Raw genomic sequence first — 19,335 nt, 5'->3', positions numbered from 1 at the left:
CGGACCAGAAATAATGAACGATCTTTTACGGGAGGCAAAAATAAACCAATTTTCTAAATAGGGCAATTTTATTTTTACGTTGACCTTGCCAGGTGGGCCAAATAAAAAGGCCGGACCATCATGATCCGGCCCCTTCAACACTCGTTAACCTCTATTGCTTTATGAGAAAATATCCGTGATTCATCGTTTCCGACTGCAATTGTAAACGGTAAACACCATCAGGTTTTCCGGTCAGGTCCACCTGCTTCAGGTCCGACATGCGCTCAAAATCACGTGCAAAAACCACCTGACCCAAGGCATTCACCACACGCACATTTAACTTACCCTCACCGATGGCCTGTACCTGGAAGACCCCGGTACCGGGATTCGGGAATACCATGATGACCGCTCCGCTGGTAAGGAATCCACCCGTAGATGTGATCAGGAAAGGATCGGAAACAGACTTGCAACCGTTGGCGTCCGTGACTTCCACGGTATAGTTGCCCGGAGCTGTGGGATCGTAGGTGTTATTCGTGGCACCGACAATGATGTTCCCGTCGTGATACCACTGGTATGATGTGAGTCCGCCCGGTGTAGACAAGGTCGGACTGGTGTAGGTCACCACAGGCGTTGCAGGATTGCTGTTGATCGTTCCCACAACCTCTTCCAGTCCACCGGTGCAACTATTCTCCACTTCCCAATCATAGAAGTAATAATAATAACCCGCAGAAGAAGCATTGGACCCGGTAATGGATACCACGTCCGTCACGGTGTAAGGGTAGTTGGGGCCTGCGTCGTTCCGGTAAAGATCAACAGTCGCTCCGGTGACTTTGATGAAGTAACCATTGGCCACGGTCATTGGGAAGTCCAGGGTAACACGGCTTTCGCCGGAGGGAATGGTGACGGTTTTGGTGTGGACGACATTGCCACCATCACCATCCAATACTTCGATGGTCCGGTCACCGGCCGCTCCTGCGTATACTTTCACGGTCTTCAGGGTGAAGGGCGCCAATACATCAAAGAACAAACCACGCAGATCATTGACTGTAAAGCTGGCTCCGGTGCCTATGGTGTTATCGGACGGTCCGGCATTATCCGCAAAATCCACCACCCTGCTTTGCACCCAATAACTGGTGGTGTTGTTAAGCAATGGCGTGGTAAAGCTTGTGCCGGAACCCACCATGTTGCCACCCGTCTGCGCATCATACCACTCCAGCGTTCCCTTTCCTGCCGCCTGTAACGTGAGGGCCGCAGGGCCACATGAGGCGTCTCCGGTGGTGGAGGTGATCTCCGGCAGATTGATCGTGAGCAGGTTATTCTTGGTGGACGTATTGGTACCATATGGACCCGTTACCGTGAGCTTCACCGTGAATGTTCCTGATGTGGTGTAGGTATAGGTGGGGTTTTGCTGGGAAGAGGTACCTCCGTCGCCAAAGTCCCACAAATAAGTGGTGATGGTGTTCTGCGACTGGTCGGTAAAACTGATCTCACCGGAGCAGTTTCCCGCACTGTTCACAAAACTGGCTACAGGAGGCTGCGTATTCGGGCCCGCGGTATACGATCCGCTGATCTCATAATAACCCAGCGAGCCGTAATCTGAATAACCCGTGTTGGATGGATTGCCATAGCCGACCCCATCAATTTCGATGTAGTAAGTACCTGACGACAGCGTACTGCTGAATGACGCTGTCAGTCCGCTCGGATTTGAGATCATCACCTCATTGCCTCCGGAATCCAGGATGCGTGCCTGTATATCAAGGTCCGGATCGGTAGTATTCGCATAACTATGCGATTTGAAGTTGAAGCTGAATGCACCTCCGGAAGTGGTGAATGAGAACAAATCCACATCGGTGGTTTTTTCGATGATTCCATTGTTATCTGCAGCTGCTACGTTCCCGTTCCCATCGTCCACAAGCGGTGTTGCCGCCCCGATGGTATTGCCATGGTCGTCGGTACGATAGCCGAAACCATTGCTGGAACCGGAAATAATCGACAGGTCATTTTCCGTGTTGTTGGCCCCGGAATACTCTCCTTTGCTCCATTGAACAATGTCCACATTATAACAGGCACCCATGATCGGGCCCCAGTTACCGTGTCCGGCATAGTAGCCCTGGGATGACGTGCCGTCGTGGCTTAAGCCCATGGTATGACCGGCCTCATGTGATGCCGCTTCAATGGCTCCCTTGGTATCGTTGTTAAACACCCAGCACGGGTCATCGGTGTTGTCCCTGAAGGACTGCAGGTAGGCCACACCACCTGCACCCGGGGCTGCATCGTTCGTAGGCGTGAAGATCACCATCATCCGGCGGTTCACGGCAGCTGCGCTCCATTTGCTCCTGTCGGTGGTGACGTTGATCTTAAATGGAATATAATCCTCGGCAACCGCCTGCCAGATATCTTCAATTTTAGCATCGGAAAAACCGGAAGGTTGTGCATTGATCGTACCCCAGCGGCCACCGGAAACGTTCTCCCCGTCAAAATCCAGGTAGATAACCGCCGCTGCTCCCGGCAGGCTCTCCAGCATGGGAGCCTGTGCGGATGGAGCTTCTCCTTCATGAGGATCCTTGCCTTTGGTGTAGGAATTGAAATCCACACAGAGAACCTTATCAATATCGACTGGCTTGGTGATCACTTCGCCGAGGTCATTGGTGTAAATATGATAGGCCTCTTTGGTATCCCGTAACACGAGATGGCCACTGAAATCCTTGCCATCACCATACAGGTAAAAACGGCTTCCCGGACGATCTTTAACCTGACCGATGATCTTCAGATGATCCGCCGATTGTTCGTGAATGGTAATCTCCGTTTCATAGGATTGTGAAGAGGCCACCTGCAAATTCACCGCGGTTGCCGTACCCTGTTTCATCGTATGAAATTGCTGAAGATATTCCTGCTTGTCAGGAAATACCTCCTGGCCGTGGTATGGCTGTTGTGCAAAGGACAGACTCATTACCGCAGTTAGTCCCAATGCCAGAAACATTTGCTTACCCCAATGCCTGTAATTCTTCTTCATAATACGTTGTTTAAATATGAATACTCAGTCCAACCCTATGTGAATTATGCATGAGCATGGCTTGCAGATCATGCCGATCACATACATCATTTAAGTCGGTTTAATTTCCGTAATCAGAATTATAGCAGGGAGATACTCAAGATACGGAATTATCTATGGATTTATAAATTTCACCACCTGATTTTTTTCAGATAAAAATTTATGCACCCTTGCAGTGATCTATCATTAGTGAGAAATGTATCCCAGATGGATAAGTATATGCCGCAACATAGCCATCAACACACCAATGAAGATTGGCTGCCCATGGGTTCAAAATAAAAGTTTAGAAATTCAGGCGTTCTTGAATACCCTGAGACAGGCAGGTGCACCTGCCCGATCTCTTGTAAACCAAACCTGATCTATTCAGAACCGCAAAGCTTTTTGAGCATCTTCCCACAATCCTTATGTCCCAGACCCTCTCCTTTGCGGTAAGCCTCGCATGCCTTACCGTCTTGCTTTAGGGCTGTGTAGGTTAGACCGAGTTCATAGTGAGCTTCGGCGTTTTCGGGTTCTTTTTTGACGGCCATCAGAAGGTAGCGCAATGCCTTGTCCAAATCACCGGATTCCCTGGCATATATTCCTTCTTTGAGCATATCTTTCACCGACGGACATTTCGCCCCCTTCATGGCAAACTTAATAGGCAAGTTATAGCTCACGTGTACCGGTTTCCCTCGTTGCTTACCGGGAATCCATTTAGGCATTCCTTCCATCATGCGAAGTGCCTCTTCATCCAGCAACGGGTGTACGGAACGAATAACCTTGATATCCGTCAGCTGCCCATCATCCCTTACCACAAAATTGACATATACCGTTCCCTGAAGGCATTCATCCATGGCTTCGGGCGGGTACTTCATGTTTTTCACAATGTACCACCGCATTTCCTTGAAAGCGCAATCGTTCCGATCCTGATACGACATCTTTTCATCTTCCTCACAACCGGGAAACCGGGGCATCTCCTCTACAATCACATATACTTCAGGCTTCTCAACTTCCTGTGGCTTCTCAACTTCTTGTGGCTCCTCAACCTCCGTATCAATTTCCTGCGCATATCCCAATGACATGCCACATATCACAGCTATTGAAGCCAGCCAAAATCTTTTACGCATATTACTTAACATCAGAATCTCATTTAAAGGGGTTGTCATCTTTTTTGAATCGTTAATCCCGTGAAATTGCAAACTTATTATTGAGGGTCTGGTTGTGATCGCTATTCACCCCCACACTGTTCTTTCAACATCATTGTACATTCTTTATTACCCAGAGCCTCACCCTTGCTGTAGGCTTCGCATGCCTTATCGTCCTGCTTCATTTTACTGTAGGTAATTCCTAACTCATAGTAAGCCACTCCGCTCTCCGGAACCTCCTTGATTACACGCTCTATTTGCCGGATAGCTACATCAAAGCGACCTTTTTTCCTGGCATCCACCCCGGCTTTCAGGAGTTTCTTAGGTGTGGAACAATCGGATCCTCCCTTCAAGGAAAACCTCAACGGCAAGATGTAGCTAACCTTTACGGGTTCGCCTTTCTGATATCCCGGGATCCACCTTGGCATATTCTTCACAAGCCTTAATGCTTCCTGATCAATGAACATACCTCCGGAACGTGCAACAGCTACGTCAGAAATTGAACCATCTTCATTAACAACAAATGATATGTGTACCGTGCCAAAAACACACTCATCCATGGCTTCCACAGGGTATGTCATATTCTTCATGATGTACTTTTGCATTTCCATAAACGCACACTGCTGCCTTTCTGCTCCGGACATATTTTCATCTTCCTCACAACCGGGAAACCTGGGCATCTCTTCCACGATCACATAGACAGCGGTATCCACTGATGCACTGTCCGTCTCTTGCGCCATACACATGGAAACACTCCAAACGGCTATCATCAAAGACATCCAGATATGATATCGCTTATTCATCTTCTTCGTCCACATCGATATCCTTTATTACAGGAACATCTTCTTCCTTAACCTTAGGTTTGGTATCCTTTTCAACCTGGCGCCGGGGAGGTTCAATCCGAATGGGGATACGTTGCATGCACCTTACCGGATTGTTGCGTTGACGAGCCGGTATCCATCGCGGCATTTTTTTGATCACATCAACTGCCGCTTCACTACAACCGTTTGGCAGTCCCCTCAGAACCTTGATATTTGTGAGGCTCCCGTCTTTCTCAACAATGAAGGACAATACGATCAAACCATAAACATTCTTGTCTACGGCAGTCTTGGGGACTCGAAGACTATCCTTGATAAACTTCAACATTTTTTGCTGTGCGCAATTTTCCAACGCAGAATTGAGAGGAAAATGACCATCCTCACATCCCGGAAACCTGGGCATTTGCTCTGCAACAACAAAGCATTCTTCTTCATCACGCGGATCACCCTCCTCTTCGGACTGGCCATACACCAGTGGCGTTACCAACAAACTGAAACAAATACAAATAAAGAATCTGCAGAACTTCTTCGAATAGGTCATTCTTTGAAAATTTAAATCAGTAAAATGTTCTGCAGCGAACGCAAGATAAGCGTTTTATTCTTTTTCTGGATGAAGAACACGCACGGGTGCCCCATTCATCCGTAACCGCCAGGCCATCGGATACATATTGTTAAGTCTGCTCCCGAGCCGGTTCACCCACCCTAAAGGCAATGCATCAAAAGCTATACACGCGTATCCCAGTTCATCGGTATTCGCGGAAACATGGTCTCTTCTCAGGTAGGCCAACGCCTCTTCCGCCGCCAGCTCCAGCACGAGCCAGCTATCCGGACTGCGATCCGCCATCAATGCCAGGGCATGCGCCGGAACTGCTTTCTTACCTTTCATTTCTCCTGCTTCCACACCGGCATAGCGAACGTTCAATGTGTTTTCCAATCCCGCCATCACCTCTGCCCAACGCTGTGGGTAAACAAACTGTGCATTCCCGCGACCCGTCACCATCCATTTTTTGTCATCCAGTCCGGACAACCAGGGTGCATTCGTTATGGCACCGGCATTTCCCTCTGATGCACTTGCGCCAATCCCATCCGTTTTTTGCCAGATGCTTATGTAAAACCCTTCTCCCTTCACCCGATGAGGATAGGCATACCAGCCGTGTTCCGCTCGTTGAAATCCCCATGCCGGATCGGGATCTAACCGTACCTCATCCCAACCTGAAGCGGCCAACTCCTTTACCTGGTCCTCATTCTCGCCCGGGTTGTAGGTGCATGTACTGTAGATCAAATATCCGCCAGGCCTGACGGATGCCATGGCCGGCTCAAGAATACGCTTTTGCCGTGCCTCACAAAGGGCAAGATTCTCTACGGACCAAATGTCCCTGGCATCTTCCTGCTTTCTGAACAGGCCTTCTCCGGAACAGGGCGCATCGACCAGTACGATATCAAAAACACCCTCCAATCGCCGGAAAGCTTCAGGGTCGTTGTTTGTCACCACATGGTGGCCGCTGCCCCAGCGGATGACGTTTTCCACCAGTGGCCCCACGCGGCCCCGGATGGCCTCGTTGGCCACAATCAGGCTCTCATCGGGAAGTACATCTTTCAGAAGTGTGGACTTCCCCCCGGGAGAAGCACACAGGTCCAGCGCCAGAATGGGTGATGTCAGCCCCAGGCTTTTTACAACATGGCAAAGAAACATGGATGATGATTCCTGGACAAAATAAGCACCGCCATGCCACCACGGATCGAGCGCAAAGACCGGCCTTTCCTGCAAAAAGCAAGCATGCTCACACCAGGGCACCTCAGGTAAATTTACCTTGGCCGGCACCTTGGCCGTATTCAACCGGATACTTGGACCTGCAGGGCTATTCAGGGCCGTTACGAAATCTTCGTAAGCAGCCCCTAACTGGTTTTTCATCCTGTTTAAAAACGGCTCCGGCCACATAACCCTGTGCTTTACGGCGAAGGTATGGATTGTTGTCCGCTTTCCCCACGTCGATTTTCTGTTACATTTGAACGATGAAAACACCGGACATTTCAGTAGGCTCGTTTGCAGACCGAGTCATGTACTTCAATGAATATCTTGCCAAAGGATGTGATGTACCGGATGGAGTCACCGTCCTGAACCCATATGTAGACAAGGAAATCATGGAGATCAATCGTACGTTCTATGCCCGGCACTACAACGATGACCAACCCCGCGTTTTGGTTTTTGGGATCAATCCCGGGCGGTTCGGAGGGGGTGTCACGGGTGTTTCATTTACGGATCCTTACCAATTGGACACTGCAGCAGGTATTCCGAATCCTTTCGACAAGAAAAAAGAACTGAGTTCCACCTTTATATATATGGCCATTAATGCCTTCGGGGGTGTGGACCGTTTCTACCGTCATTTCTTCCTGAGTGCGGTTTGCCCATTGGGGTTTACCAGCGAAGGGAAGAACATCAATTACTACGACTGCAAAGACCTACAGACAGCAGTTGGCCCATTCATACTGGACACCATGCGTCAGCAGGTTCATTTTTCAGGAAGGGATGTATGTGTTTGTATCGGTGGTGGGGAAAATCTGAAATACCTGGAAGGCCTCAATGCAAAGCACCGGTTTTTCAGTCGTATCATTCCGTTGCCGCATCCACGCTTTGTCATGCAATACAGAAGGAAGAAGCTGGACGTTTACCTTGATGAATACAAGGCCGCTTTGGAATCTGTTATATTGTAGGAAAGCTAAGTCAGGTATCCTGAACGGAAGGAATGAGCACATAGTTAAACCGGATCTTAAGCACTTCCTCAAAGGCTTCGCCGGTTTTTAAGATATCTTCATCCATCTCTTCGTAGTGCCAGTGAATAGTAACCGAATGAGTCTGCTGATTGATCTCGTCCAGGGTATTCAGTATGCTAAGAATATATTTGGCAGAGGTGGAATTGAAATAATCCAGTTTAAAGTGGAAATCTATTTTCCGGGGCTCCTTATCCGGGAACTGGTTCTTCAGCCAATACACGTACTTCTGAAATTTATCCATCCACTCCATGACAGGCTTATAAAAGCCCTGTACATTTTCCGGCCGGGATTCACCCGTGATCTCAAAAATGCCATTCTCGACATCAAGATTAAAACCCGGAGAATCCTCCCGGGCTGCAATGATTAATGAATCCATACACTTGGTTTTACACGTCAACATTTATGCGCAGGAAATGCACAATGTCCTATGCTTACGAAAGTATCCCCGAACAGTTTCATGGGAGTTCCGCCAAAACATATTCACGGTTCCAGCGTAGGAATACTTTTCACCAACCTCTTCATCGGATAAATGACGCGCAAGAAACATCATGCTCCCACATGGCTGCTGCTGACCGTGATTTGTCTGCTTTCATTGGCTATCCGTGCCGATGAACCCGCCGACCTTACGGACAGTTTGTATCGGGTGGTGCGCACCACCACAGACCATTCAGCCCGCATCGATGCCTTGAATGAGTTATCAGATATACTCAGGCGAAGCAATCCGGATAGTGCCAAGTGGGCGGCAAGCCTTGCACTTAGTCTGGCCGATGAGCATGGTTATGCGAAGGGTCGCATCAATGCGCTTAGTTACCTCGGAAGGTATTATCACAAAACTGCACAATACACCACCGCCGAACGCTTTTACCAATTGGCCATGACGGAGGCGAAAAAGGAAAACTACCCCGATGGCCTATACCGGATCAACACCTACCTGGGAAATCTGAGAATGCGTGAGGGAGCCAATGACAACGCACTTGCCTACTACATGAAAGCAAAGGAAATTGTTGAAGAATACGGCATGGCATCCCGCCTGGGCAATGTAAACTACAACATCGGCCGTATCTACAACGCACAAGGCAATACGGCCAAAGCCATTCAATACTATGGCATGGCGCTTAAACTGCATGCTGAGAATAAGGATGCCAACAATGTGGCCATCACCAAAATATCCCTGGCTGAACTTTTCCTGGTGATGGACTCTATGGCCATGGCAAGGCAGTATCTCAAGGATGCTGAAGCACATTTCATGAAGGTGAACCACCAGGAAGGAATTTCCAATGTAAACCGGAGTATCGCCAAATACCATATGAAACGGGGCGCATATATGGATGCGATCGGGGCATTGAACACCTCCAACAACATCGCCAGGGAAATGGGCGACAAGAAAGGGATGATTGCCAACTATATGGCCATTGGCAAATGTCAGATGCTTCAGGACCGGTCGGCCTTAGCGGTGACCTTCTTCAATCAGGCATTAGACTTATCCAGGGAGATCGGGGCCATCCAGGAAATTGCCAGTGCTTACGACAACCTTGCAGCAGCTTTCACAGACATGGGCTACTTTAAACAAGCCCTTGACGCACGTGATCAGCACCTTATCTATAAAGATAGCATCATCAGTGAAGCCGGCAACCGGCAAATGATTCTCATGCAAGCCCGGTATGAGGCCGAGCAACAGGAAAAAAAGATCAACCTGCTTTCCCAGCAAAAAGAGATCGACCAGCTTAAACTCAGTAATCAGGATGCTACACTGCGCAGGGAAAGGGTGGTGAGAAACGCCATCATCGGATTCGGTATTTTCCTTCTACTTATCGCTTATGTCCTTTACAACAGATACACCTTGAAGAAAAAAGCGAATGGGGAATTGGCCTCCATGAACCAGCTTATCAAGAATCAGAACAAAAAAATCTATGAAAGCATCGAATATGCCAAGAGCATCCAGAAATCCATCCTTGCCAAAGAAACGGAGATCACCAAGGCGTTCCCTGAATCGTTCGTACTCTTCAAGCCCAAAGATCTTGTCAGCGGTGATTTTTACTGGTTTTCCGACCGGGGAGATTTTTCGGTGATTGCCGTGGTTGACTGTACCGGTCACGGAGTGCCTGGGGCGTTCATGTCCATGATCGGCTACATGCTTTTGCATGAATCTGTCAATAATAAACTACATGAAGACCCCGCGGACATTTTATCCTACATGCATAAAGAGGTGATCCGAATCCTGCAACAGGACAAGAGCGACAAGCATACCCAGGATGGGATGGATATTGCGGTATGCGTGATCCGGCATAAGGAAAAACGACTTCACTTCGCCGCCGCCAATCATTCGATGTTTGTCATGAATAGTCAGAACCTGGGTGTGGTTTCCGGCGACCTGTGGTCTATCGGTGGAAGTTTACCGAATATCGGTTTTAAGCGCGATTACAAAAGTCATTCATTTCCTTTTGACAAAAGCACGGCTATTTATCTGTTTTCAGATGGATATATTGATCAATACGGCGGAGACGTCCACAAGAAATTCGGCTCATCCCGGTTTCGCGAGTTGATCACCCAGCATGCCATGCAACCGATGGTAAAGCAAAAACTAATCCTGGAAGATGTACTGACCATCTGGAAACGGGGTCACGATCAGATTGATGATGTGCTTGTGATCGGCCTGCGTCCGGATTCAAGTCACAACCCATCCTGAACTTACTGCCTTTGCGAATCTCAATTCCGTACGGTACTTTTGATCCGCATGGATATTCTCAAAGAATTCAATATAGACTGGCGACATGTGATCTCCATAGGGGTCATCCTGGTGGGCGCTTTTGCCATTTCAAGGGTGACCCTTTGGCTGATGGGGCGTTTTATCAAGACCTCTTCAGAGAAACTGAAAGTAGATGCCACCCGTTATCGCTTTATTCGCAACGCCGTTTCCCTTGTCATATACACCACTGCACTCTTCATGGTGATCTATACGATCCCATCGCTAAGGTCTTTGGCCATCACTTTGTTTGCGGGCGCAGGTATTCTTGTTGCGATCATCGGTTTTGCAGCACAACAGGCATTCTCCAACATCATCAGCGGAGTGTTCATTGTTATCTCACGCCCCTACCGCGTCGGCGATCTGATCCGGGTAGAGGGCGACTATTACGGGCACGTGGAGGACATCACGCTGCGTCATACCGTGATCCGTGACTTTGAGAACAAACGCATCATTATACCTAATTCGGTCATGAACAATGTCACCATTGTCAACAGCGACATCGGTGAATCGCTGGTATGTGAATTCCTCAACTTCGGGATCAGCTATGACAGCAGCATTGACCTGGCCATGAAGATCATCCAGGAAGAAGCGATGGCCCACCCGGAATGGGTAGACAACCGCACTCCTGAAGAGAAGGCAAAAGGTAAACCACCTGTAGAGGTGAAAGTGGTTGGCTTTGGTGATTCTTCTGTTAATCTGCGTGGCTATGCCTGGTCGTCCACTGCTGTCTCAGGGCGCCTCATGCGCATGGACCTGAACAAATCCGTGAAGGAACGGTTTGACAGGGAAGGCATCGAGATACCGTTCCCATACAGGACGATCGTTTATAAGAAGGATATTTGAGGCGAAAAGACAATAGACAATAGACTTTGGTCGCCGGGGCATTAATGTTGTCGTTGTTTGCAGGATGCCTAATATCTAATAGCCAATAACTATTTTCTATTGTCTATTATCTGACATCTATTTTCCATTAACCATTGTCAAACCTGACTACTTCTCATAAAGCACCAGCAACGGCACCTCCGTATGCAATGCCATTTTCCGGGTGTGGCTTGGGTTGAACAGCCGGTAAAAGAAACTCTCTTCGCGGGCGAGCATGAATATCAGGTCGGCACCGTTTTGTTCCACAAAAGTATTGATGCCCTCAGAGACATTGTCATCCTGAACAGTATGAATCTGATGCGACACGTCACTGAACATATGATTGACTTCCGCCATGCGGCGTTCAGTTTCCGCGCCTACCTCCGCCTGATCATGCACATTCACCACATCCAGTCTGGCACCCGTCATTTTGCAAACATCCGCGATAGCCTGACGAGAAGCATCGCTGACCTTCTTCAGATCCGTGGTAAATACCAACCGGTCCATTTTGCTGTACCTGGCACCTTCCGGAATGGCAAGCACAGGGCATAATGCCATCTTGATCACATGTGATGTATTGCTACCCATCAAGACTTTATCCACTCCGCTATCACCCTTGGTACCCATGGCAATCATATCCGCTTTTTCCATTTTAAAAACCACCCCGATCACCTCCGCCAGGTCACCCTTACGGATAACGGAAGACAGGGCCGGTTTTTTGTCTTTATAACACGACAGGATATAATTCATCTCCGTCTCCATGCTGGTCTCGGCGTCTTTATGAAGTACGTCATCCAGATTGATCATCATGGCGGAAGAATTGTGATGCATGCCATAGGCATTCACCAGAACGTATCTGACATTTTCCGTTCCATACATGTCAATGGTAAATCGAATGGCATTTTTTGCGTTGTCCGAAAAATCGGTTGGAAGGATGATCGTCTTCATGGCTCCAGCATATTTGTGATATCACCAAAGGTAAAAAAAGGACTGATTCGTTTCCTATGATCGCCATTTATTCACTACATGCCCTGCCTTATCGTATCGCTTTTAAACATCCTATCCCTGCATCGGGTAAAACTTTATAGGCAATTCCACCGTACTCATGCCTTATAGTTGGTTCTGAACTCACCTATTCCTTCGGATATGAAAAGGCGTACAGCCATTCTTGTGAATCCCAAGGCAGGCCCTGCCAGAAACGGTCAGGATTTGCGCCAACAACTTCAATCATCCCTTCCTCCGGATATCGATCATGAATTTCTGGATTGGGATCTGAGGCAGGATCATGCTGCATTCCGGGAATTGCTTACCAGAAAGAAGTTTGATACGGTTGCTGCCGTTGGTGGCGACGGCACGGTGAACCTGGTGGGCAAACAACTAATGAATACCGACTTCACCCTGGCCATCATCCCTTCCGGATCGGGCAACGGCCTGGCCCGGCACCTGAACATTCCGTTAAACATCGGCAGCGCGATTGCCTTACTCGAAACGGGAACGCCCAAAACCATTGATGCGGGAACGGTTAACGATATTCCCTTTTTCTGTACTGCCGGTATCGGTTTTGATGCACGGGTAAGCCACAGCTTCGCCTCCAGTAACAAACGTGGATTCGCTTCATATGTTAAGGTGGCTATGAGGCAATTGATCACCTACCGATCAGGAAAATACAACCTGGTTGTGGATGGTTACCCCATGAACCGACGTGCCTTCCTGATCACCGTAGCCAACGCATCCCAATACGGCAACAATGCAGTTATTGCGCCTGCCGCACGTATCACGGACGGACTTCTGAACATATGCGTTCTGAAACCATTCCCTATCTACTCGGCACCCGCCATTGCCCGCCGGCTATTTTCCGGAAAGCTCCGGTATACCAACTATTATGAAAGCTGGACCGCCAAAGACATCATGATCAAAAAGCCCGGAGAAAACGCGATACACTTTGACGGCGAGACCACAACCGCTCAAAATGAGATTCGGTTCCATATCCTGCCCCATGCATTGAAGGTATTGGTCAGTAGTTAACACATCCTCCTTTTCCTATCTTTATCCCGCTCACAAAACAACTGGGACATGAAAAACATTTACCTGTGCCTGACCGGACTTTGTATTCTCTGAGCCTCCCGGTCATTTGCTCAAACGGCTCAAGCCGAATTAATTCATTATGCCGTACCTGTCTGGGAAACGGAAAAGATCCTGAAAACTCCGGAGTCCGTTCTTATTGATGACGCGCATGGCTTGCTGTTTGTAGCCAACATCAACGGTGACGCTACAGAGAAAGACGGCAACGGTTTCATCAGTCAGCTAGGTACGGATGGGCATACCATCAAGCTGGAGTGGGCTACCGGTCTGGATGCCCCGAAAGGTATGGGTCTATGTGCTGACAAATTATATGTATCCGACATAGAACAGGTGGTGGAAATAGACCCCGAAACGGGTACAATCCTGCATAAATATCAGGCTGAAGGTGCAAAGTTCCTGAATGATATCACAATCGCGAAAGACAGCAGTGTGTACATCAGCGACATGATGACCAACCGCATCTACCGGTTAAAAAATGGTAAAATGGAAATGTGGCTGGAAGATGAGACACTCAACAAACCCAACGGGCTATGGGCGGAGAACGGGCAACTGCTGGTTGGTTCCCGCAACAGCATTCTGAAGGTGGATATGAAGACCAAAGCCATAAGTGAGTTCATAGGGAACACCGGTGGGATCGACGGATTGGTATCATCCAATGATGGTAACTACCTGATCACAGATTGGAAGGGCACCACCCAACTGGTAAGTGAAGTTGAAGAACCCGTGGTACTGGCCAATACTTCCGATGAAAAAGTCAATGCCGCAGACCTGGACTACGATCCGGATACACAAATGTTTTACATCCCTACATTCAACGATAACCGCGTGAGGGCATACCGGTTGATGACAACGAAGCCTAAGGACGGAAGGTAGGTATTTGGTGATGTGATGATTTGGTGATGGGGTGATTTGATGATGTATGATAATAACCTTAAACTACAAACCAGAAACTAAACCGGCCAGGGTGTTCATCGTTTTCCAGTTGCGGGTTGTGGCACCCACTTTCAGTTTCTTCTCAAAAAAATTGTTGTTGATCTTTGTATTGCCATACCCTACCGGACAATATATATACACTTCCTTTCCTTTCACCACAAACCGGTCCGCCCCGAAGTCCTTCTCAGAAATCTGCCTGACAAGATCTGCAGATGGCTCCTCGTCCAGGATCGTCACATACAACCTTGTTTCATCAACACCTTCTTCGCTTAAGAATGGATTACCTGCTATGATATGCTTCCATTGTTCGTCTGTTCGCAGCATCACCGGCACATGAAATCCGAATTTCTTTTCAATGGCTTTTTCGATACTTGTCACCAGCTTCGTTTCATCCCTGGCCCCACCTGAAAAAATAACATTGCCACTTTGAATGTATGTCGACACATCCTGGAGACCCAGTGACTCATAGACTTTCCTTAGATCGGCCATGGGCACTTTTTTCTGTCCGCTGACATTGATGCCCCGAAGAATTGAAATGTACATGGGAATGGTTTAAGGTTTAAGGTTGACCTACCGCATCTTTATGTCACCGGATTATCACATCTTCACACCAGCCTGCCTACGCAATGGCCCGGGCGTCGGCTAGCAGGTCACCACATGACCACCTCACCAAATCACTAAATCACTAAATCACCAAATGATCAAACCGGATCTACATCGGTTACGATTCGCACATTCCGGTATGACTTCTCGTTGGAGAACGATTCGATGATCTCACCAATGACCTCTTTTGCTCTTTTCAGCGGGAGTTTTTGCTCCATCTTGATCATGATATTCATCAGGTAAAAATTCCTTACCCGGGAAATGGCAGGAGGTTCCGGGCCCAGCACACGTTTCCCGAAAGGCTCATGAAGCCTTCCTGCCAGATCAACTGCAGCTGCATGTACCGCTTCTGCCTGCCGGTGCTTTAAGGTCAAGCGCACCAGGCGGGTGAATGGCGGATACCCGTATATCTTACGTTCCTCCAGTTCACGTGTCGCCATGTGAATGTAATCATGTGCCAACACATCCTTCACCACCTGATGTTCCGGCGTTCGCGTTTGTATCAGCACCTTTCCTTTTTTGTCTTTCCTTCCCGCCCTGCCACTCACCTGTACCATCAGTTGATAGGCGCGTTCAAATGCACGGAACTCCGGCACATTCATCATATGGTCTGCATTGAGTACCCCTACCAGGCCTACATGATCAAAATCCAGGCCTTTGGTGACCATCTGCGTGCCCACAAGAATATCGATCTCCTGCTTTTCAAAAGCATGGATAATGTTTCGGTGACCGTGCTTGGCACGCGTGCTGTCGAGGTCCATCCGTTTGGTTCTCGCATCCGGAAACAGCAATGCGATCTCCTCCTCCACCCTTTCGGTACCCAGTCCGATGGTTTGTAATTCACGGCTCTGACAGGATGCACATCGCGATGGCATCTCTATGGAATATCCGCAATAGTGACACCTGAGGTGATGTGCCTTTTTATGGTAAGTAAGACTCACATCACATCGGGTGCACTGGGGTACCCATCCGCACAAATTACATTCTATGAAAGGAGAAAAACCACGACGATTCTGGAAAAGGATGACTTGTTCCCCGCGATCCAGCGTAGCCTTGATCTCTTCAACCAGTGTTGTACTGAAAGACCCTTGCAGTTGTTTTCGATGTTGCGCTTCGGCGAGATTCACCACTTGCATATCGGGAAGAACCGCGGCGCCGAAACGTTCGACCATCTCCACATAGCCGTACTTTCCGGATGTGGCATGACGATATGATTCCAGTGAAGGTGTGGCGGAACCCAGTACAACATTTGCTTCATACATCTGCCCCAAGACCAGTGCCACATCGCGGGCGTGGTAACGTGGAGCGGGGTCGAACTGTTTAAAACTTGTTTCATGTTCTTCATCCACCACCACCAAACCCAGGTTATCAAACGGCAGAAATATAGAAGATCGGGCACCCAGAACAAGCGGCTTTTTTCCTGTCCGCACCTGTTGCCATACCTCCACCCTTTCATGTTCATTCAGCCGGCTATGATAAACAGCCACCTTATCGCCAAAGTGTTGTTGTAGCCTACCGATGATCTGGGTGGTGAGCGCAATCTCCGGCAACAAATACAAAACCTGCTTACCCGATTCCAGGACATCTCTGATCAGCCGGATATACACTTCTGTTTTTCCGGAACCTGTTACGCCGTGCAGTAACACCGGACGGTTCTCCTCAAAATGATTTTGAATGGATTGTACGGCGCCGGATTGCTGAGGTGAGAGCTTCATATCACCTGTGGTATCTCCGGTAAACGATGGCAAGCGATCCACCTCTGCTGAAAATATCCGCAGCACATTCTTTTCTATCAATGGCCGAAGGGACGCCAGGGATGCACCTGCACGTTTCAGCAAGTCGTTCTTGGGCACACCGGCCGGATGTTTTATCCGGGCATTCAGATCAATAAATGACAGCAGGAGGGCTTCCTGTTTGGGTGCCCTGGACAACTCTTCAAAAACGGCAGATAACTTTTCATCGCCGGTACAATCCGGATGCAGTTGCACGTAGTCAGCCAGCTTAGGCTTGTACTTTTCCTTCAATTCCTCTTCCAGTATCACAGCACCCTTTTCCAGCATGGACCGGAGCAAAGGATGTACTTCCTTCTTACCCAGAATGGCCTGTACTGCATTTACATCCAGCACGGGTTCAGACTGCAGGGCTTCGTACACCAGAAACTCATCATCACTTAAAGATTCTTCATCCACCACGCCCCCGGGTTGAGTGATACGTGTTTCACTGGACAGGCGGAGGCCACCAGGAAGGGCTGCGGTGTATACTTCACCCGGGTAGCACATATAGTATTCCGAGATCCATGTCCACAATTGCAGCTGCCGGTGATTGACGGGCGCCTCTTCACGAATCACTTCATGAATAAACTTGGCGGCATAGCCTTTTGGTGGCTGATGATGAACTGAATGCACGATGGCTGTGTACAACCGCTTGCGCCCAAACTGAACCACAACGCGTTTTCCAGGATGGATTTCAGGCACGTATGCCTCCGGCACATAATAGGTGAAATAACCCGGGAGTGCCAGCGGCAATATCACATCTGCAAACGTATGTGTTGCTTCAGCCATAATGATCAGGAAAGCATATCCGCCAGTTCCAGCAATTCGGGGTTGAGGGAAAGGTGGTGCTTGGTTGCCTTTTCAAAAGGCGTGTATACCACTTCACCGTTGATGATACCAGCCATAACGGCATTGCGACCTTCCATCAATCCTTTGACAGCTGCCCATCCCATGCGGGCAGCCAGCACCCTGTCCATACACGAGGGGTTGCCTCCCCGTTGCAGGTGACCGAGAATGGACACCCTGATCTCCTTGTCCGGGAATCTGCTCTTCAGGTCTTTCTCAACGATGATGGCGCCGCCGTATTCATCGCCTTCGGCAACGATGAGAATGCTGGCACCCCGTTTCTTATCCCATCCTTTCTGGATGTTTCTGGCAACATACTCCATATCCGTTTCCGTTTCCGGCACGAGGATGGCATCGGCGCCGGATGCAATACCAGAGCGCAGGGCAATGAAGCCGGCATCCCGTCCCATGACCTCCACAATGAATAGTCGGTTGTGAGAATTGGCCGTATCACGGATTTTGTCAACAGCTTCAACCACCGTATTAATGGCCGTATCATATCCAATGGTAAAATCTGTTCCGTAGAGATCATTATCTATGGTGCAGGGAATTCCTACGCAAGGTATTCCGTACTCACTGTTGAATACCGAAGCTCCTTTGAAGGTACCGTCTCCCCCCATGGCTATCAGCGCTTCCATACCGTGACTTTGCAGGTGATCGTACGCCTGTTTGCGCCCATCAGGTGTCATAAACTCCTTGCTCCTGGAAGATTTCAGAACGGTACCACCGCGTTGTACGATGTTGGATACGGAAGCGGATGTGAGGGGTACGATGTCTCCTTCAATCATGCCTTCATAGCCTCTGTAGATTCCGTATACCTCCAGGTTGTTCCGCAGGGCAGTGCGTACCACAGCACGTATGCAGGCGTTCATGCCGGGCGCATCCCCACCCGATGTAAAAATGCCGATCTTTTTCATAGTAACGAATTGAACCGTGAAGGTACGGAGGAAGTTTTTAGTTTTCATTGCCCGCCGAAGCCTTCGCGTAGCCGCTATGGCGGAGCAAGGCCGAAGCCTTGGCGAAGGAGGGTAGTTTCTAGTTAGGAGGCAGTTGGCAGGAGGCAGTACCGATCATTATGGCTATGGGGAGGTTGCCGGATCATTTCTTTCCCGGGACATGTGTACAAAATTGACCCTATATTTAGGGCCATAAGACCAACAGCCATGAACCCGGACATCCAGGCCTATAACGATGCGCAGCTTTCCGATGAAGACAAGCGCCTTTGCAATACCCTCGCCAGCGAGATATACCTCCATCTGCCGGAGGCTGAAAATAAGATATGGCATGCACATCCCGTATGGTTCATCGAGGGGAATCCGGTGGTAGGTTATCACAAATTAAAAGACTGTATCCGGCTGTTGTTCTGGAGCGGACAATCATTTGACGAGGAGAAACTTCAAAAAGAAGGAAAGTTCAAAGCCGCAGAAATGCGGTATACATCGGCAGGTGAAATCAACAAAACAGATTTGAAACGGTGGTTGAAAAAGTGTGTGGAAATCCAGTGGGACTACAAGAACATCGTTAAACGAAGAGGGGTTCTGGAAAGGTTGAAATGATAGGTTTATAGTTTGTTGTTTCTGGTTTGTAGTTGCCCGGTCTAATGTCTAACGGTCTGACATCTACCTCTCTTCAAAACGTCAACGCCGTATTATAATCTTTGGCATCATCCCAATCCATTCCTGTCATGCCGGCTGTTGATATTTTGTCTTTCAGGCTTTCACTGAACAGAAGGAGCGTCGGGAATTCA

At 48.7% G+C, this 19,335-nt stretch carries 16 protein-coding genes; 6 read left to right on the top strand and 10 right to left on the bottom strand.

Annotated elements, in window-relative coordinates:
* Window positions 1–151: 151 nt before the first annotated feature.
* The 5 genes from KDD36_10935 to KDD36_10915 form a co-directional block, all read right to left on the bottom strand.
* The gene (locus tag KDD36_10935) at window positions 152–2,992 is read right to left on the bottom strand and encodes a PKD domain-containing protein (GenBank protein MCB0397163.1); all 2,841 of its coding nucleotides are present in this window, start codon (window positions 2,990–2,992) and stop codon (window positions 152–154) included.
* Window positions 2,993–3,390: 398 nt separating this feature from the next.
* The gene (locus KDD36_10930; protein ID MCB0397162.1) at window positions 3,391–4,137 is read right to left on the bottom strand and encodes a TonB family protein; all 747 of its coding nucleotides are present in this window, start codon (window positions 4,135–4,137) and stop codon (window positions 3,391–3,393) included.
* Between the two features lie 101 nt (window positions 4,138–4,238).
* On the bottom strand, window positions 4,239–4,934 hold the full coding sequence (locus KDD36_10925) for a TonB family protein (protein MCB0397161.1): 696 nt from the start codon (window positions 4,932–4,934) through the stop codon (window positions 4,239–4,241).
* Between the two features lie 16 nt (window positions 4,935–4,950).
* Window positions 4,951–5,514 carry an energy transducer TonB gene (locus KDD36_10920; GenBank protein ID MCB0397160.1) on the bottom strand — a complete coding sequence of 188 codons (564 nt, stop codon included), beginning with the start codon at window positions 5,512–5,514 and terminating at the stop codon, window positions 4,951–4,953.
* A gap of 54 nt (window positions 5,515–5,568) precedes the next feature.
* Window positions 5,569–6,885 (bottom strand): hypothetical protein, encoded by a 1,317-nt coding sequence (locus KDD36_10915; protein ID MCB0397159.1) that lies wholly within the window; start codon window positions 6,883–6,885, stop codon window positions 5,569–5,571.
* A 101-nt stretch (window positions 6,886–6,986) separates the two neighbouring features.
* Between KDD36_10915 and KDD36_10910 the strand changes: the two genes are divergently transcribed.
* Window positions 6,987–7,685, top strand: coding sequence for a DUF4918 family protein (locus KDD36_10910; GenBank protein ID MCB0397158.1), 699 nt, complete (start codon window positions 6,987–6,989; stop codon window positions 7,683–7,685).
* 10 nt (window positions 7,686–7,695) lie between these two features.
* Here KDD36_10910 and KDD36_10905 read toward each other — a convergent pair whose 3' ends face one another.
* Window positions 7,696–8,121 (bottom strand): DUF1987 domain-containing protein, encoded by a 426-nt coding sequence (locus tag KDD36_10905; GenBank protein ID MCB0397157.1) that lies wholly within the window; start codon window positions 8,119–8,121, stop codon window positions 7,696–7,698.
* A gap of 153 nt (window positions 8,122–8,274) precedes the next feature.
* Between KDD36_10905 and KDD36_10900 the strand changes: the two genes are divergently transcribed.
* A complete protein-coding gene (locus KDD36_10900) occupies window positions 8,275–10,431 on the top strand; it encodes a tetratricopeptide repeat protein (protein ID MCB0397156.1) in 2,157 nt (718 codons plus the stop codon).
* A gap of 48 nt (window positions 10,432–10,479) precedes the next feature.
* Complete coding sequence (locus tag KDD36_10895) at window positions 10,480–11,334, top strand: mechanosensitive ion channel family protein (GenBank protein ID MCB0397155.1); 855 nt, start codon at window positions 10,480–10,482, stop codon at window positions 11,332–11,334.
* 147 nt (window positions 11,335–11,481) lie between these two features.
* On the opposite strand, the gene KDD36_10890 is transcribed toward KDD36_10895, so the two are convergent.
* The gene (locus KDD36_10890; protein MCB0397154.1) at window positions 11,482–12,300 is read right to left on the bottom strand and encodes a universal stress protein; all 819 of its coding nucleotides are present in this window, start codon (window positions 12,298–12,300) and stop codon (window positions 11,482–11,484) included.
* Window positions 12,301–12,498: 198 nt separating this feature from the next.
* Here KDD36_10890 and KDD36_10885 point away from each other — a divergent pair, with 198 nt between their 5' ends.
* On the top strand, window positions 12,499–13,377 hold the full coding sequence (locus tag KDD36_10885) for a YegS/Rv2252/BmrU family lipid kinase (GenBank protein MCB0397153.1): 879 nt from the start codon (window positions 12,499–12,501) through the stop codon (window positions 13,375–13,377).
* A gap of 213 nt (window positions 13,378–13,590) precedes the next feature.
* Window positions 13,591–14,307, top strand: coding sequence for a hypothetical protein (locus KDD36_10880; protein ID MCB0397152.1), 717 nt, complete (start codon window positions 13,591–13,593; stop codon window positions 14,305–14,307).
* 63 nt (window positions 14,308–14,370) lie between these two features.
* On the opposite strand, the gene KDD36_10875 is transcribed toward KDD36_10880, so the two are convergent.
* From KDD36_10875 to pfkA, 3 genes are all read right to left on the bottom strand, one after another.
* Complete coding sequence (locus KDD36_10875; GenBank protein MCB0397151.1) at window positions 14,371–14,910, bottom strand: DUF1697 domain-containing protein; 540 nt, start codon at window positions 14,908–14,910, stop codon at window positions 14,371–14,373.
* A gap of 158 nt (window positions 14,911–15,068) precedes the next feature.
* On the bottom strand, window positions 15,069–17,531 hold the full coding sequence (gene priA, locus KDD36_10870) for a primosomal protein N' (protein MCB0397150.1): 2,463 nt from the start codon (window positions 17,529–17,531) through the stop codon (window positions 15,069–15,071).
* A gap of 5 nt (window positions 17,532–17,536) precedes the next feature.
* Complete coding sequence (gene pfkA, locus KDD36_10865; protein ID MCB0397149.1) at window positions 17,537–18,505, bottom strand: 6-phosphofructokinase; 969 nt, start codon at window positions 18,503–18,505, stop codon at window positions 17,537–17,539.
* Window positions 18,506–18,751: 246 nt separating this feature from the next.
* On the opposite strand from pfkA, the gene KDD36_10860 reads away from it, so the two are divergent.
* Window positions 18,752–19,144, top strand: a complete 393-nt coding sequence (locus KDD36_10860; GenBank protein MCB0397148.1) for a DUF1801 domain-containing protein — start codon at window positions 18,752–18,754, stop codon at window positions 19,142–19,144.
* The last annotated feature ends 191 nt before the right edge of the window (window positions 19,145–19,335 follow it).

This window comes from Flavobacteriales bacterium (genome assembly GCA_020435415.1).
Classification (GTDB): Bacteria; Bacteroidota; Bacteroidia; order JACJYZ01; family JACJYZ01; genus JACJYZ01.
This window is presented reverse-complemented; position numbering and strand designations above follow the sequence as displayed.